General features: G+C 72.0%; 11 protein-coding genes. 9 read left to right on the top strand and 2 right to left on the bottom strand.

Going from position 1 to position 15,626, the window contains the following annotated elements; genetic code table 11:
• Positions 1-162: 162 nt before the first annotated feature.
• The 4 genes from D7W79_RS03800 to D7W79_RS03785 are packed head-to-tail and all read left to right on the top strand — an operon-like array spanning position 163 to position 4,670.
• The gene (locus tag D7W79_RS03800) at positions 163-771 is read left to right on the top strand and encodes a biliverdin-producing heme oxygenase (protein WP_244221576.1); all 609 of its coding nucleotides are present in this window, start codon (positions 163-165) and stop codon (positions 769-771) included.
• The gene (locus D7W79_RS03795) at positions 752-3,022 is read left to right on the top strand and encodes an ATP-binding protein (protein ID WP_120523957.1); all 2,271 of its coding nucleotides are present in this window, start codon (positions 752-754) and stop codon (positions 3,020-3,022) included. The genes D7W79_RS03800 and D7W79_RS03795 overlap by 20 nt, the downstream gene beginning before the upstream one ends.
• Complete coding sequence (locus tag D7W79_RS03790; protein WP_120523956.1) at positions 3,019-3,456, top strand: response regulator; 438 nt, start codon at positions 3,019-3,021, stop codon at positions 3,454-3,456. Before D7W79_RS03795 ends, D7W79_RS03790 begins: the two co-directional genes overlap by 4 nt.
• Complete coding sequence (locus D7W79_RS03785; RefSeq protein ID WP_120523955.1) at positions 3,453-4,670, top strand: hybrid sensor histidine kinase/response regulator; 1,218 nt, start codon at positions 3,453-3,455, stop codon at positions 4,668-4,670. The genes D7W79_RS03790 and D7W79_RS03785 overlap by 4 nt, the downstream gene beginning before the upstream one ends.
• 22 nt (positions 4,671-4,692) lie before the next feature.
• Here D7W79_RS03785 and D7W79_RS03780 read toward each other — a convergent pair whose 3' ends face one another.
• Positions 4,693-5,262, bottom strand: a complete 570-nt coding sequence (locus D7W79_RS03780; RefSeq protein ID WP_120523954.1) for a DUF420 domain-containing protein — start codon at positions 5,260-5,262, stop codon at positions 4,693-4,695.
• Positions 5,263-5,596: 334 nt separating this feature from the next.
• Between D7W79_RS03780 and D7W79_RS03775 the strand changes: the two genes are divergently transcribed.
• From D7W79_RS03775 to D7W79_RS03755, 5 genes are all read left to right on the top strand, one after another.
• Entirely contained in the window at positions 5,597-7,402 is a 1,806-nt protein-coding gene (locus D7W79_RS03775; protein ID WP_244221578.1) for a DUF1585 domain-containing protein, read from the top strand.
• The gene (locus tag D7W79_RS03770; RefSeq protein WP_120523952.1) at positions 7,402-8,073 is read left to right on the top strand and encodes a hypothetical protein; all 672 of its coding nucleotides are present in this window, start codon (positions 7,402-7,404) and stop codon (positions 8,071-8,073) included. Before D7W79_RS03775 ends, D7W79_RS03770 begins: the two co-directional genes overlap by 1 nt.
• A gap of 17 nt (positions 8,074-8,090) precedes the next feature.
• Positions 8,091-9,497 carry a DUF1501 domain-containing protein gene (locus tag D7W79_RS03765; protein ID WP_120523951.1) on the top strand — a complete coding sequence of 469 codons (1,407 nt, stop codon included), beginning with the start codon at positions 8,091-8,093 and terminating at the stop codon, positions 9,495-9,497.
• Positions 9,498-9,503: 6 nt separating this feature from the next.
• Positions 9,504-11,066, top strand: a complete 1,563-nt coding sequence (locus D7W79_RS03760; protein WP_244221575.1) for a hypothetical protein — start codon at positions 9,504-9,506, stop codon at positions 11,064-11,066.
• An 88-nt stretch (positions 11,067-11,154) separates the two neighbouring features.
• Entirely contained in the window at positions 11,155-14,886 is a 3,732-nt protein-coding gene (locus D7W79_RS03755) for a VCBS repeat-containing protein (RefSeq protein WP_120523949.1), read from the top strand.
• Positions 14,887-14,895: 9 nt separating this feature from the next.
• Here the strand turns inward: D7W79_RS03755 and D7W79_RS03750 are convergent.
• The coding region (locus tag D7W79_RS03750) for a DMT family transporter (RefSeq protein ID WP_147441789.1) at positions 14,896-15,626 on the bottom strand (731 nt) is incomplete at its 5' end.

Here is a 15,626-nt window from a genome sequence, read left to right as displayed (position 1 = left end):
GGAGTGGTGCCGGGGAAACAGGCCCCGCGTGAAACCTCACGCTCGGTGCGCCCCTCGCCGCGTGTATCGATGGAAGGACAACAGTCGTCTGCGATGAACGGCCAACATTTGCCGCAGTTGGTTGTTTCCACGTGCCGCGCCGCTTCCCATGCTCCGGGGACCTTGGCACTGCTGCAGCGGTTGAAGACGGAGACGCGCCCGCACCACGAGCGCACGGAGGGCGTGGTGCGTCTCATGGACGCGCAGCTGACGCCCGCGGACTACCAGCGCCACCTGGAGGACTTCTACGGCCTCTACGTGCCCCTGGAGGCGCTGCTCGCCGGGCCCCTGTCGGCCCTGGAGCCCGCGCTGAACCTGGAGGCGCGCTGGAAGACGCCGCTGCTGGAAGCGGACCTGCGCGCCCTGGGGCACGACACGGCCTCGCTCGCGCGGCTGCCGCGCGCGTCCCCACTGCCGGCCCTGCCGGGGCTGGCGGAGGCGCTGGGCTGCGCGTACGTGCTGGAGGGCTCCACGCTGGGCGGCCAGCTCATCCTGCGCCACCTGACGCGCCACTTCGGTCCGGACGCGCGCGTGGGGACCTTCGCCTTCTTCCGGGCCTATGGCGATCAGGTGGGCCCCATGTGGCGCGCCTTCGGTGCCGCCGTCACCCAGGCGTCCGAACGGGCGTCCTCCGAGTCCTTCGACGCGGCCGTCGTGCAGGGCGCTCGCGACACCTTCGACACCTTCGCCGCCTGGATGATGCGAGAGCACGATGTCCCCGTCCGTCTCTGATGCCGACCTCAGCGTCTGTGACCGTGAGCCCATCCACCTCCTGGGCGGCATCCAACCCCGGGGCGTGCTCGTCGCGTTCCGGAAGGACACGGAGGCCGTCGCGGTCGTGAGCGCCAACGCGGCCGCGCTGCTCGGCGCGGGGCCGGACGCGCTCGTGGGCCAGCCCCTCTCCCGCGTGCTGCCGCACGGGCTGCTCGCGCGCGTGGAGGCGGGCGCGGGGCCGGGGCCCGTCACAGTGGAGGTGTCGGGACAGCGCTGCTCCGCGCTCCTGCACGACAGCGACGGCCTGCGCGTGCTGGAGCTGGAGCCGCTGTCGGACGAGGACGCGGGCGCGGAGGAGACCGCGCTCTCCGCGGTGCAGCGACTGGTGTCGCCCTTGGCGCGCGCGAAGGGGACGGCCGCGCTGCTCCAGGAGGCCGCGGACGCGGTGCGCGAGGTCATCGGCTACGACCGGGTGATGGTCTACCGCTTCCACGCGGACTTCCACGGCGAGGTCCTGGCGGAGAGCGTGCGCGAGGGCGTGGACTCCTTCATGGGCCTGCACTTTCCCGCGAGCGACATCCCCGTGCAGGCGCGCGCCCTCTACACGCGCCACCCCGTGCGCCTCATCGCGGACGTGGACGCGAAGGTCGTGGGGCTGGTGCCACCGCTGCTGCCCGGCACCCAGCGCCCGCTGGACCTGTCCGGCGCCGCGCTTCGCAGCGTGTCGCCAGTCCACCTGGAGTACCTGCGCAACATGGGCGTGGGCGCGTCCTTCAGCGTGTCGCTCCTGAAGGACGGACAGCTCTGGGGGCTCATGGCCTGCCACCACCTGTCGCCCCGGAAGGTGTCCGCCGCGCGGCGCCAGGCGTGCGAGGTGCTGGCGCGGCTGTTGTCGCTCCAGCTGGCCGCGGAGGAGCGCGGCCTGGAGGCCGCCGCCCAGGCGCGCCGCGCGTCGCTGCTCAACGCGCTGGTCATGCCGAAGCTGGGCGAGCGCACCCCCGCGCGAGCGCTGGATGCCCAGGCGCCGCTGCTGATGGAACTCACGAACGCCCATGGCGTCGCGCTGGTGCTGGGCGCGAGCGCGGGCCCGGAGGCGTCGCCCCTGCTGCTCGGCACCACGCCGTCGGCGGAGGAGGTGCGCGCGCTGGTGGCGTGGCTTTCGGAGCGGGAGCTGCCGGACGACGCCCTCCACGTGGACCGGTTGGGGGACGTGTACCCGCCGCTGGCCTCGCGCGCGGACGTGGCCGCGGGCCTGCTGGCGGTGCGCCTGGATCCGGCGGTGCCGCACTTCGCGCTGTGGTTCCGGCCGGAGGTGGCGCGCACCGTGTCGTGGGCCGGCAACCCGCACAAGCCCGTGCGCCCGGAGCCCGGCCATGAACGGCTGCGCCCCCGCGTGTCCTTCGACGTGTGGCGCGAGGAGACGCGGGGCGCGTCCCTGCCCTGGTCCTCGCAGGACCTGGAGGCGGCGCGCGCGCTCAAGGGCGCGCTGGTGGGCGTGGTGCTGCGGCACGCGGAGGAGCTGGCCCGGCTGTCGCGGGAACTGGCCCGCTCCAACGCGGAGCTGGACGCGTTCGGCGGCACCGTGGCGCACGACCTCAAGGAGCCCCTGCGCGGCATCCTCCAGTACAGCTCCTTCCTCCAGGAGGACTTCGGTCCCGCGCTGGGCCCGGACGGCCGCGCGCAGCTGGAGGCCCTGACGTGGCTGGCGAAGCGCACGCACGGCCTGCTCGACGACCTCTTCGAGTACAGCCGCCTGGGCCGGCTGGAGCTGTCGTGGGAGGTGACGGATCAACAGGCCCTGGTGGAGGACGTGCTGACGACGCTGGGTGCGCGGCTGGAGGAGGGCAGGGTGGAGGTCCGCCTGCCCCGCCGCCTGCCCACGCTGGCGTGTGACGCCGTCCGCATCCGCCAGGTGTGGGCCAACCTCATCAGCAACGCGGCCAAGTACCAGACGGCCGAGCCGCGCTGGGTGGAGGTGGGCTTCCTGGGGCCGGGAGAAACGCGGACGGAGGCGGCGCGTCACGTCACCGCGCCCTACCTTTTCTACGTGAGAGACCCTGGCATCGGCATCGCACCGCAATTCCACGAGGCCATCTTCGAGCTGTTCCGCCGCCTGCATCCCGCGCAGGCCTATGGCGGCGGCTCGGGGGCGGGGCTCGCCATCGCGCGCCGGCTGGTGTCGCTGCACGGCGGCGCGCTCTGGGTGGACTCCGCGCCGGGCAGGGGCTCCACGTTCTACTTCACGCTGGGCGAGGGACCGCGCTCATGAAGCCGCTGCTGCTGGTGGAGGACAGTGATCCGGACGCGGAGGCGCTGATGCGCATCGCGAAGCGTCTGCCGCTGCCCGTGCCGGTGGTGCGCGTGCGCGACGGCGAGAACGCCCTGGACTACCTGTACCGGCGCGGCGAGCACGTGGACGCGGAGCGCCCGGTGCTCATCCTGCTGGACCTGCACATGCCGGGCATCAGCGGGCGCGAGGTGCTCTCCCAGCTCAAGGCGGACCCGGAGCTGCGCTCCATCCCCGTCATCATCTTCTCCTCCTCCCTGGAGGCGGGCGACGTGGACGGCGCCTACGCGGACGGCGCCAACAGCTACCTCTTCAAGCCAGAGGTCGGCCCCCAGCTGCAGGCCACCGCCGAAGCGCTCCACGCCTTCTGGTTCAAGGCCGCGCGCCTGCCCGCGTCCCGGGAGCCGGAGGCATGAGCCTGCGCGTGCTGCTGGTCGACGACGGCATGGCGGATCGCCTCGCGGTCAGCCGCGCGCTGGCGCGTGACCCGGACATGAAGTGGGAGGTGGTGCCGGTGTCCTCCGCGGAGGATGCGCTCGCGTACCTGGCCGCCAACGACGTGGACGCGATGCTGCTGGACTACCACCTGCCCGGCATGAACGGCGTCTCCCTGCTCCAGAAGCTCACGGCGCTGGGGCTGCCCCAGGTGCCCGCCGTGGTGGTGCTCACCGGCAGCGGCAACGAGCGTGTGGCGGTGGACGCCATGAAGGCCGGCGCCCAGGACTACCTGGTGAAGGAGGCCTTCAGCCCGGAGCGCCTGCGCCGCAGCCTGCGCGCCGCGGTGGAAACGATGCGCATGACGCGCGAGCTGGAGGAGCGCCGCCTGCGCGCCGAGCGCGCCGAGGCCGCCGCCCGCGAGGCCCTGGCCGTGCGCGACGAGCTCTTCTCGCTGGCGACGCACGACCTCAAGGGCCCGCTTCAAATCATGACGCTCAACGCCCAGGTGCTGCGCCGGCAGATTCCCGCCGCTTCGATGACGCCCGCGCTGGAGACGCGCCTGGGCCACATCGTGCGCGCGGCGCACCGCATGGGCGAGCTCATCGACCACTTCCTGGAGGTGACGCGCGGCCAGGAGCGCCCGCTCCAGCGCGAGCCCCTGGACCTGCTGGCCCTGGTGCGCGGCAAGGTGCGCGAGCTGGAGGCCAACGCGTCGCGCCACCACTTCGTCCTGGAGGCGCCGGACGGGCGCGACTTCACCGGCGAGTGGGACGCGCACGCCCTGGAGCGCGTGCTGGAGAACCTGATGGGCAACGCGGTGAAGTACAGCGCCGCGGGCTCCACCGTCACCGTGCACCTGGGCGTGGAGGAGGCGGACTCGCAGCAGTTCGTGCTGCTCGCCGTGACGGACCAGGGCATCGGCATCCCGGCGGCGGACCTGCCCTTCGTCTTCGAGCGCTTCCACCGCGGCCGCAACGTGTCCCGGGACGTGTCCGGCAGCGGCGTGGGCCTGGCCAGCGCGCGCCGCATGGTGGAGCTGCACGGCGGCACGCTCGCCGTGGCCAGCGTGGAGGGCCAGGGCTCCACCTTCACCGTGCGCCTGCCCCGGGGCATCCCGCTCTCCGCGGGCCCCAGCCAGGCTTCGCCAGGGCCTGCCCCCATCAACGGCGGCCCCGAGTACACCGCGTCGTGACGCGCCCGGATGGCGCGGCGCCTCAGGGCACCGCGGGCACGCCGCCGCGCAGCATGAAGAACACCACCACGCCCGTCACCGACACGTAGAGCCAGATGGGCGCCAGCCACCGCGTCACCTTGCGGTGCCGGGCGAACTGCTGCCGCCAGGAGAAGTAGAAGGCCACCAGCGCCAGCGGCAGCACCGGCATGGACAGGAGCACGTGGCTGGCCAGCAGCGTCAGGTACAGCCCGCGGAAGTCACCCACATAGCGCGTGTCCCCGTGCACGAAGTGGTAGGCGAGGTAGCCCACCAGGAACAGCGCGGACGCGATGAACGCGCTCACCATCAGGTTCTGGTGCACCCGCCGCACGCCGCGCTTGATGGCCACCCACCCGCCCAAGAGCAGCGCCGCCGCCGTCGCGTTGAGCCCCGCGTTCACCGCCGGCATGAAGCGCAGGTCCACGCCCATCTCCGCGCTTCCGCGCCGGATGAGCAGCAGCCACGCCAGCAGCGCCAGCGCACCGGCGGACACCACGCCGATCGCGATGAAGAAGGAGCGGTCGCGGGTGGACGAGGACGACGGGGACAGCCCGGAGGCGGCGTTGGACATGCCCCCTTGTGGCCCGCGTCAGGCCCGGCTTGCAACAGCGCCCCAGAGTAGCGGCCTACAGCCACCGATATGTCGGTTGAATGGAATCGGTTAGGTCGGCTGGATTACAAACCGGAATTTCCCTCATACTCTCAGACACTGCGTCACCCCCGACCCCCCCTCTCGGAGGTTCACCGTGTTCAGCGTGCGTTGCCTTGCCCCCCTGGCGAGCGCCGCCCTCCTGCTCGCCCTGCCCGCAGCCGCTGAAGAAGCGGTGTGCGCGCCCGTGGCGAAGGTTCCCTTGGAGCGGCACCTACGTCAGCTTTCTCTCGATTTGCTGGGACGTCCTCCGACGATGGAGGAGTACAAGGCGTTCCAGGCCAAGGGCTCCGTCACCGCGGATGACGTCCGCAAGATGATGAAGGACGAGTCCTTCTACACGCGGATGCGCGAGTTCCACCGCGCCCTCTTGCGCTCCAACATCAACGGCAGCGTGCAGGGCAACGGCGACTACCGCGTGTCCGGCACGCCGCTGAGCTTCGCCAGCAACAACTCCAACGCGCTGCGCGGCGGCCAGGGCCAGCGCTGTGACGGGGAGATTGCCCAGGACAGCTGCAAGGCGAACCCGCAGGACCCGCACCAGGACAACTCCACGCCTCCCGCCTGCCGCGACGCGCAGGGCGTGCCGCTGCCGGTCAGCTACGACTACGACACGAACTTCTACCAGTGCCGCCAGCTGGACGTGAACGCCACGGAGCCGGAGCTGAAGTTCGCGGACTGCAACGCGCTGAAGGCCAACGCCACGTACGGCAAGTACGTGAACTTCTGCGACAACCGCTACAACAGCACCGCGGGCAAGTCCGTGGGCTACCTCTGCCTGCCGGACCCGAACAAGAACACCACCAACGTGCTGGTGCCGTCGCCGGCCACGGGCGTCATCACCGCCTGGGTGCAGCCGGCCGGTGGAACCGGCACCCTGACGCTGGAGCGCTGCGGGTTCGACATCTCCACGAACCGGGCCGGCGTCTGGAGCCCGAAGCGGGGGTGCGTGCAGCGCGAGGGCTACGTCACCACCACGGTGCAGCCGTACTGGTCCACCACCACGGAGCCCGTGAAGGTGTGCGCCATCGAGGCGCAGAACCGCCCGACGAACCCGTACACGGGCGAGTCCTGTGAGACGGGGCGCTTCAACGGCGACCGCAGCTGCGGCTGCGGCGACAAGATGCGCCGCTGCGAAATCAGCGACGTGCACACCGCGCGCGTCGCCTCCTTCAACGAGGAGCCGCTCTACATCACGGACTCCGTGGTGCGGAACGACGAGCCCTACTTCAACATCCTCACCACGCGCCGCTCCTTCGTGAACGGCCCGCTGTCGGAGTTCTACCGGCAGCGCCAGGGCGTGGGCGTCTTCAGCGTGAAGGCCCCCGCGGACAACGCGGTGCTGCCCGCCGTGACGTACGCCGACACCACCCAGTGGAGCGAGTACGTCCGCGACAACACCCACTCCGGCGTGCTCACCACCCCCGCGTTCCTCTACCGCTTCCCCACCCAGCGCGCCCGCGTGAACGAGTTCTACGAGGCGTTCCTCTGCAAGCACTTCGCCCCGGCCGCGGACGCGTCCCTGCCGCCCCCGGACGACGCCTGCAACCGCGAGAACAACCTGGCCAAGCGCTGCGGCTGCAACTACTGCCACGCCACCATCGAGCCCACGGGCGCGCACTGGGGCCGCTACGCGGAGCGCTCCGCGCTGTTCCTGTCCCCGGACCAGTTCCCCCGCCTGGACGTGAAGTGCCGCGACTGCGCCATCAACGGTGACACCGGCTGCGGCGGCGAGTGCAGCCAGTACGTGATGCAGGCCTTCGACGGCGACGGCGCCAACTCGCTGGGCCTCCTGAAGACCTACCTCTACCGCACCGCGGACGAGGAGAAGAACATCGAGGGCGGCCCGCAGGCGCTGGTGCAGCGCATGATGGAGACGGGCGACCTGGAGCGCTGCACCGTCAAGCGCATCTGGAACGAGTTCCTGGGCCGCGCCATGACGGCCGAGGAGCAGCGGATGTACCTGCAGACGCTGTCGCAGGACTTCGCCAAGAACAACCACAGCCTCAAGGGCCTCATCGAGCAGGTGGTGATGTCCGACGCGTACCGGAGGATCGACTGATGCGCCGCCTACTGTTGACCGCGCTGCTCGCGCTCGCCACGGGCTGCACGCAGGGCTCCGTGGACGTCCCCGCCAAGCCCGTCCCGCTGGACGCCCAGCTGGACCCGGTGCCCAACCCGCACGGGAACACGGACTCCATCGACCCGCTGCCGGACCCGGAGGCCCAGGGCGGCAGCGTGGGCCGCGCGCCCCGCCGGCTCACCGTCGCGCAGCTCAAGGAGTCCATCCGCATCGCCGTGGGCATGGAGTGGGATGAGCTGGAGGCGCGCGCCCAGTCGTTGGGCCGCGCGGACTACGCGCTCATCACCACGGAGAACACGGAGCCCAACCTCGTCTTCGCCCGCTTCCTGGACGACGGCGCGCGCAAGGTCTGCATCGCCCAGGCGCAGAAGGACATCGCGCAGGCGGACGTCACCCTGCGCACCCTGGGGCGCACGCTGCCCTCGCCCATGAGCGACCTCACCAAGCTCACGGACGCGCAGGTGAACGAGACGCTCGTGTACCTCTCCACCCGGTTCTGGGGCGCGCCCCTCGCCGGTGACGAGCTCACGCGCTACGCGACGTTCTTCCGCAAGGCCGCCGCCCGGGCCGAAACCCTCAAGAAGCGCGACCAGGCGCTGGCGGTGGTGTGCATCGCCATGCTGACGGACTCGCGCTTCATCACCTACTGACCTTGACGGTGCCTGCGATGAAGAAGACGCCCCAAGAAGACTTGAGCAGCCCCGAGCGCCGCACCTTCCTCAAGGCCGGAGCCGGCTTCATGGGCTCCCTGCTGCTGGGAGGCATCCCCTTCAAGGCCGTGGCCCAGGCGACGAACCTGGCCGCGCCCGACCGCTGCTTCGTGTTCGTGTATTTCAGCGGCGGCTGGGACCAGTTGCTCGCGTTCGACCCGCGTGACCCGGCGGTGTTCACCGCCGACCGCGTCGCGGAGACGCGCATCATGCCGGGCTACAACCTGCTCAGCACCGACAGCCGCTTCCAGCAGGTGCCCATCGTCCCCAAGGAGCGCGCGGGCGCCGGCGCCCCGACGATGACCTTCGGGCCCGCGGTGGGCGCGCTGTCGGACCACTACGACCTGATGACGGTGGTGCGCGGCATCAACATGAGCACGCTCACCCACGAGGTGGGCTACCGCTACTTCCTCACCGGGAAGATGCCCATTGGCAGCGCGGCGCGCGGCTCCTCCACCGCGACGGAGATCGTGGGCCAGATGAAGCCCACGGTGCCCATCCCGTCCATCGCCCAGGGCGTGGAGTCCTACAACGACCGCTACGGCGGCTACGCCAACGCGCTGCGCGTCAGCGGCCTGGCGGACCTGGTGCTCACGCTGGATCCGCCCAGCGCGGCGCGCCAGCTGGACAGCGAAATCGAGAAGAGCCTCATCGACCTCAACGGCCAGCCCATCACCTGCGAGGAGCAGGCGCTCACCGCGCGGGGCGTGGGCACGGCCTACGAGAGCAGCCGCGGCCAGATGCAGACGGTGATGGAGAACAAGCTGTCGGACTCGTTCCGCTTCCAGCTGGCGGCCAACCAGTCCGTGCGCGACTTCTACGGGCTCAACAACCAGTCCTACCCGTACAACAGCGCCGCGGGCCGCGCCGCCATGGTGGCCACCGCCCTGAAGAAGGGCATCAGCCAGTGCGTGTCCATCAACCTGGCCGGCGGCCTGGACACCCACTTCGGCACGCAAGTCACCCATGCAAGCAACCAGCGGGCGGGATTCGACGCGCTGAACCTGTTGGTGAATGATCTCCGCCAGACGGCGCACCCCGGCGGCGGCAACTTCATGGACCACACCACCATCCTGGTGTTCAGCGAGTTCGCTCGCACGCCCACCATCAACGCCACCGGCGGGCGCGACCACCACCTGTCCAACAGCTGCCTGCTGATGGGCGCGGGCATCAAGCACAACCGGGTGGTGGGCCGCAGCGGTGACATCGGCATGTCGCCGGGCCTGGTGGACCTGCGCACCGGCGCCAACGACCCGAACGGCTCCAACATCTTCCCCGAGCACATCATCGCGACGGTGCTGGCCTCGGCGAAGCTGGACTACAGCATCACGCGGGTGGACCCGCTGCGGTTCATCCTTGCCTGAACCTTGATGAGCACTCCCCTCATGTGTCCCCGGCCGCGCCACGGTTCCCCCTCCGTGGCGCGCTTCCTCTCCCCCTCGCTCCTGCTGTTGTCCGCGGTGCTGTTCTCCGCGTGCGGCGAGGACGCACCGCCGGGCAGCGACCCGGCGAAGCCCGCGGCATTCACGGCCACCCAGGTCTCCACGGCGCAGTCCCTGGCCGCGATGCCCGGCTTCGCGGACCAGTCCGGCGGCGGCATCTTCGCCACCGCGAAGGGCGCGGCCGTGCGCTTGCGGTTGGACGGCTCCCAGGCCGCGCTCGCCCCCCACCCGCGGAACACTGCGCCGCTGGGCGCCGTGCGCGCCACCTTCCGCCTGGGGCCGCACAGCGCCCTGGTGGAGACGGACAGCGGCCTGTTCCTCGCGGACCAGGGCTGGCTGATTGAACCGCTGTGGCAGGAGGTGCTGGGCACCGGCATCGTCGCCACCGCGCAGACGGCGGACGGCGCCGCCTGGATTGCCCACCCCACGGGCCTGTTCCAGATCCAGGGCGGCGTGCTCGCGTCGCTGAAGCTGTCCGGGCAGCCGCTCACCGGCATCACCACCATGACGGCCGCGCCCGCGGAGGACGGCCTGCCCGGCCTGTGGTTCGCGCGCGAGGGCAAGTTGAACGTGGTGGTGGCGTCCGCGCCGGGCGTCTACCAGGTGCGCGGCTCGGACGCGCCGCTCGCCGGTGGTGAGACGGTGCAGGCGTTGGCGGGGCTGAGCGCCGGCACGGGCGTGCCGGGCGAGGTCTGGGTGCTCACCAGCACCCGCCTGCTGCGCCGGAACACGGAGGGCTGGAGCACGGTGGCGCTGCCGTCGCGGCCGGAGCAGCTCCTGGGCGCGGGGCGCTACCTCTGGGCCCGCGCGGGTGACCGGCTCTACACCTACGACGCGGACGCGAAGGTCTGGGGCGTCGCGGAGGGGCTGCCTTCCGGGTCGGTGACGCTGCTGGCCTCGGACGAGAGCGGCTGCGCGTGGGTGCGCGTGGGCGAGCAGGCCCTGGCCATCAGCCAGACGCCCGCGCCGCGCGTGACGGGGATGCACCAGGGCATGCTGGTGGTGGAGGAGGGGCTGGTCATCCAGGCCCACCTGCCGCCGGGCCGCACGCCCAAGAGCGTCCACTTCCAGCTGGAGGACCAGGAGGTCGAAGCCGCCGGGCCCGCGTACAGCTTCGGAGGCCTGGAGGCGGACGGGGAGACGCTCAAGGCGTTCTCCTTCACCCGCCTGGCGCCGGGCGGGCACACGCTGGGCGTGGTGTCCCGCTTCGAGGACGGCACGGAGGCGCGGCGCCTGCTGCCCTTCACCTACCAGCCGCTCACCACCACCCCCAGCTACGCGCGCGACATCCGGCCCATCCACGAGGCGCGCTGTGCCAAGTGCCACACCACCAGCCCCGGCCGGCCGCTGAACACCTACGAGCTGTGGAAGTCCAACGCCCCGCTCATCAACGCGGCGGTGCGCGACCTGCGCATGCCCGCGGACGGGCCGTTGGATCCGCAGGGCATCGCCCTCATCCAGCGCTGGGTGTCGTCCGGCGCGCAGCCCTGAAGTCCCTGCTTCACGACGGCTTCCCCTTCAGTGCATGCGCCCGTCCTCCTCCCCGGGAGGACGGGCGCCCCCCTTCCGAGGCACCCCCATGAAACGCTTCATCCGCGTGGCCCCCCTCGCCGCGCTGCTGACCCTGGGCTGTGACGGTGAGCTCAAGCCCGCCGAGCAGCTTCCCTACGTGGGCCCGTGCGAGGGCCTCGCCCCGCTGACGCTGTCGGCGGAGCCCACGACGGTGCGCTCCGCGGGCGTGGCCACGCTGACGGCGGGCGGCGGCAGCGGCCACTACAGCTTCCGCGCGGAGCCGGGCGGCTCCTCCGGCGACGTGCGTGGCAACCGCTTCGTCGCGGGCGCCACGCCCGGCGAGGACACGCTGACGGTCGTGGACGACCAGTGCGGCGGCTCCACCAGCGTGCGGGTGAAGGTCATCGCGGGCTTCGGCGTCGCGCCCGCGCGCGCGATGCTGCGGCCGGGCACGTCCTTCCAGATTGCCCTCGCGGGGCTGGTGGGCACGGCGACCTTCACGCTCACCACCAACGGCTCCGGCGCCACGCTCACCGACGCGGGCTTCTACACCGCGGGGCAGGTGGAGGCGCAGGACGTCCTCACCGTGCGCGACACGAAGTCCGGCGACACCGCCGTGCTCCAGTACACCGTGAGCAAGGCCGCGAAGCTGGTGGCCGACCCGCCGTACCTGGGCGTGCCGTCAGGCTCTTCCGCGCCGCTGGGCACCGCGGGCGGCACGGACACCGTGACGTGGACGAAGAAGTCCGGCCCCGGCTCCCTGGTGAACGGCCGCATCGTGGTGGAGGCGGGCGCGTCCGGCACCATCGTGCTGGAGGCGAAGGACGCCTTCACCCCCGACGTGGCCACGGTGTCGGTGCGCGTGCTGGATGAGCTGACGCGGCCCCTGCTGGCGCACGGCAAGCTGTCAGACGTGGCCACGCTGGTGACCGCGGACTTCGACGGTGACGGCATCCAGGACCTGGCGGTGGGCCAGCGCGAGAGCGAGCTGTCGCGCCCCACGGGCGGCGCGGTGTTCGTCTACAAGGGCAGCGCCTCCGGCCTGCCCGCGAAGCCCACCTGGGTGTTGACGGGTGAGACGGAGGGCGCGCTCTTCGGCGACATGCTGGCCGCAGGCGACCTGGACGGCGACGGGCGCGCGGACCTGGCGGTGTCCTCGCCGGGCGCGGACGTGACCATCGGCGACTCGGGCGCGGTGTACCTCTACACGTTCAAGGCGGGCCAGGCGCCCGCGCTGCTGAGGCCCGCGCTCACCGGCCTGGGCCGCGGCGGGTTCGGCACGGGCCTGGCCATCGCGGACGCGGACGGCGACGGGGACGTGGACCTGTTCGTGGGCTCGCCCGGCGGCGACCTCTCCACCCTTCCCAACATCAGCCGGCGCGGCGTGGTGGACATCTTCCTGCTCACCAAGGGACAGCCCGTCCCGGATCTGCCGACGGTGCGGCTGGGCGGCCAGGACCTCGAGAAGGACGGCAAGTTCGTGCTGCGCGGCAACACGGAGCTGGGCCGCGCCCTCGCGGTGGCGGACCTCAACGACGACGGCCGCCCGGACCTGGCGGCGCTGCACCGGCTGACCCGCTACAACGCGGACGGCAGCACCAACGGCCAGCAGATGGCCGTGGCGGTGTACTTCGCGCGCGCCTCGGGAGCGCGCTACCGCCCCGCACCGGACCTGTACGTGCTGGTGTCCAACACCGCGGTGGAGACGCTGAACAACGAGGGCACCTGGCGCCTGGGCACCATCCCCGGCGAGGGCAGCCGGCCGCCGTTCCTCGTGGTGATGGCGGACAAGGCGGACTCGCCGGACCTGCGGACGACGGGCGGCGTGGCGGCGCAGCAGGACGCGGGCGGCGCGTACCTGTTCGACCTGCGGGGCGCGAAGCTGGTGGACGACCCGGCGGCGGTGAACCCCCCGACGGTGGCGCTCTCAAACGCGTTCGCGCGCTTCTATGGCGACGCGCGCGGCATCACCGCGACGCGCAGCTGGGCGGTGATGGACGTGGACGGCACGGCGGGGCCGGAGCTGCTGCTGGGCGCGCCGTACGCGTCCGTGACGGTGGGCACGACGACGCTGGGCAACGCGGGCAAGGTGTTGGTGTACCCGCTCACCGGCCTGGCGAAGGACACGGTGATGAACAAGCCGCTGGCGGCCCTGGGCGGCGCGGCGAAGTCGGAGGTGCTGGGCGCGGGGCTGGCGGCGTGGACGCTGCCGTCCGGCCCGGTGCTGGCGGGCTTCTCCGGCCGCGCGTCGTCCGCCACGGGCGCCTTCACCGGCCGCGTGGACGTCTTCACGAAGGCCGGCGCGACGGTGGCGGACTGGACGCGCAGCGGCCTGGACGTGACGGCGAAGGCCAGCGTGGAGCGCTTCGGTGAGTCCGTGGCGGTGGCCCGGCTGGGCAGCCGCGTGATGGCGCTGGTGGGCGCGCAGGGCTTCTCCGGCCCGGGCCCCAACAACGACGGCTCGGACCTCACCGTGGGCCGCGCGTACACCTTCGACACCGCGGAGCCCGGCAAGGCCACCGTGGCCGGAGAGGGCGCCAGCTCCCCGTGGTACGGCGGCCGCAACGTGGGCGTGGACGTGGCGTTCACGGACTTCAACGGCGACGGCCGGCCGGACCTGGTGGCCAGCGCCACGGGGCTCGTCATCCCGGCGACGAACTCCGCCGCGACGGAGCGCGACCCCTACGTGGCGAACGCCTGCATGACGACGGCGACCCAGTCGCTGGGCGGACTGCTGGTGTCGGCGGGGCAGGCGGACGGCACCTTCAAGCCGGCTTACCGCGTGTTCGCGCCGTCCGTGGTCGCCACCTGCGACGACGCGGCGGCCACGAAGTGCAAGCGCACCACCATTGGCCGGGGCGTGGTGGGCGGCTTCGACTTCAACAACGACGGCAAGGAGGACATGGCCGTGCTGCGCGACCGCGGCATGGACGTGTTCCTGGGCCGGGCGCCGGAGGACGCGACGCTCGCGAAGCTCACGCTGGCGTGCGACCCCGCATACTCCTGGCCGTCCACGCCCATCGTCTGGCCGCCCACGCAGTGGAACACCACCTCGCTGCCGCAGACCTCCGCCATCGCCTCCGTCGGCGACCTCAACGCGGATGGCTGCGACGAGGTGGCGTGGCGCTACTCGGACAACACGCACTCGGGCATCGTGATTGCCTACGGCTACGACGCGGGCGGCACCCGGTGCGGCGCGCGCACGACGGCGGCCACCGTGCGCATCGCGGGTGACGCGGAGGTGTCGCGCGCGCTGATGAACCTGGGCGTGGCCACCGCGCGCGCGGGGAGGTTCCTGGGGGACGCGCGGGACTTCCTCGCGGTGAGCGCCAACAACTACCTGGTGGACGGCGTGAGCCAGCAGGCGGTGCTGCTCATCCCGATCTCCGCGCTCACCCCTCCCACCTCCGGTGAGAAGCTGCTGGACGTGGGCGACCTGGCTCCGCTGAACCTCACCTACCGCTCCCGCGCGGTGAGCTTCGGCACGTCGCTGTCGGGCGGCAGGGACCTCACCGGCGACAGCATCCCGGACCTGTGGGTGGGCGCGCCCAACGCGTCGGTGGCTTCGGATGGCGACGGCGCGGCGTTCCTCTTCGCTGGCGGTGCGAAGTCCACGGGCCCGCTGTCGCCCTTCCTGCTGGTGGTGGGGGATGGCGCCGAGCGCTCCTTCCTCGGCCAGTCCATCGCCGTCGTCCCCGGCAGCGGAGGCTCGCCGCCCACGGCCGTCATCGGCGCGCCGAGGAGCTACCGCACCGGCACGCAGAACGGCACGGCGTACTCGCTGCCCCTGCCGTTCTGAGTCACGGCCTCACGCCGCGGGCGGGGCTTCCGGAGGCACCTTCGCCTCCGGGGCCTCGTCGCGGTTGGCGAGCGCCGCCGCCGTGAGGATGAGCGCGCCGCCCGCCAGCAGTGACGGCGTGAGCGGCTCGCCCAGGAGCGCCACGCCCAGCGTCACCGCCACCAGCGTGTCCAGGAGCGCCATGGCGCCCAGCGCCGCCAGCGAGATGCGCGGCAGCAGCCAGTACAGGCACTGGTAGGTGAGCACCGTCCCGCCCAGCGCCAGGTACAGCAGCGCGCCCACCGCCCTGGGCGTCCAGTGCGCCGGCTGGTTCCACTCCAGCAGCGCGGACGCGGAGAGCAGCAAGACGGCACTGCTCAAGGTCTGCACCAGCGTGAGCAGGTGCGGCGGCACGTGTGTCATGTGACGGCGCAACAGCACGTTGGCCACCGCCACCACCGACGCCGCGAACAGCGTCATCAAGCAGCCCAGCACCACCTGCCCGGAGAAGCTGAGCGACGCCAGCTCCTGGTGCTGGAGCGCCACCACGCCCGTCAGGCCCAGCGCGGCGGCGAAGAGCTTGCGCGCGGTGAGGTGCTGATCCGGAAAGACGATGCGGCCCACCAGCAGCAGCCACACGGGGAAGGTGGAGAAGAGGAGCGCGGACCAGCTGGAGGGAATCCACTGCTGCGCCACGAAGAGCATGCCGAAGGGCACCGCGAGCTGGAGCACCCCCAGCCCCGCGATGCGCCACCCCGTGC

The sequence above is a fragment of the Corallococcus exercitus genome, assembly GCF_003611585.1.
Classification (GTDB): Bacteria; Myxococcota; Myxococcia; order Myxococcales; family Myxococcaceae; genus Corallococcus; species Corallococcus exercitus.
Note: the sequence above shows the minus strand (reverse complement) of the source record. Positions and strands in the feature narration are given on the sequence as shown.

Bases quoted from the DNA above. Each gene is read 5' to 3' on its own strand.
- D7W79_RS03795 (WP_120523957.1), top strand. From the start codon at position 752: ATGTCCCCGTCCGTCTCTGATGCCGACCTCAGCGTCTGTGACCGTGAG.
- D7W79_RS03790 (WP_120523956.1), top strand. From the start codon at position 3,019: ATGAAGCCGCTGCTGCTGGTGGAGGACAGTGATCCGGACGCGGAGGCG.
- D7W79_RS03785 (WP_120523955.1), top strand. From the start codon at position 3,453: ATGAGCCTGCGCGTGCTGCTGGTCGACGACGGCATGGCGGATCGCCTC.
- D7W79_RS03780 (WP_120523954.1), bottom strand. From the start codon at position 5,262: ATGTCCAACGCCGCCTCCGGGCTGTCCCCGTCGTCCTCGTCCACCCGC.
- D7W79_RS03775 (WP_244221578.1), top strand. From the start codon at position 5,597: ATGGAGGAGTACAAGGCGTTCCAGGCCAAGGGCTCCGTCACCGCGGAT.
- D7W79_RS03770 (WP_120523952.1), top strand. From the start codon at position 7,402: ATGCGCCGCCTACTGTTGACCGCGCTGCTCGCGCTCGCCACGGGCTGC.
- D7W79_RS03765 (WP_120523951.1), top strand. From the start codon at position 8,091: ATGAAGAAGACGCCCCAAGAAGACTTGAGCAGCCCCGAGCGCCGCACC.
- D7W79_RS03760 (WP_244221575.1), top strand. From the start codon at position 9,504: ATGAGCACTCCCCTCATGTGTCCCCGGCCGCGCCACGGTTCCCCCTCC.
- D7W79_RS03755 (WP_120523949.1), top strand. From the start codon at position 11,155: ATGAAACGCTTCATCCGCGTGGCCCCCCTCGCCGCGCTGCTGACCCTG.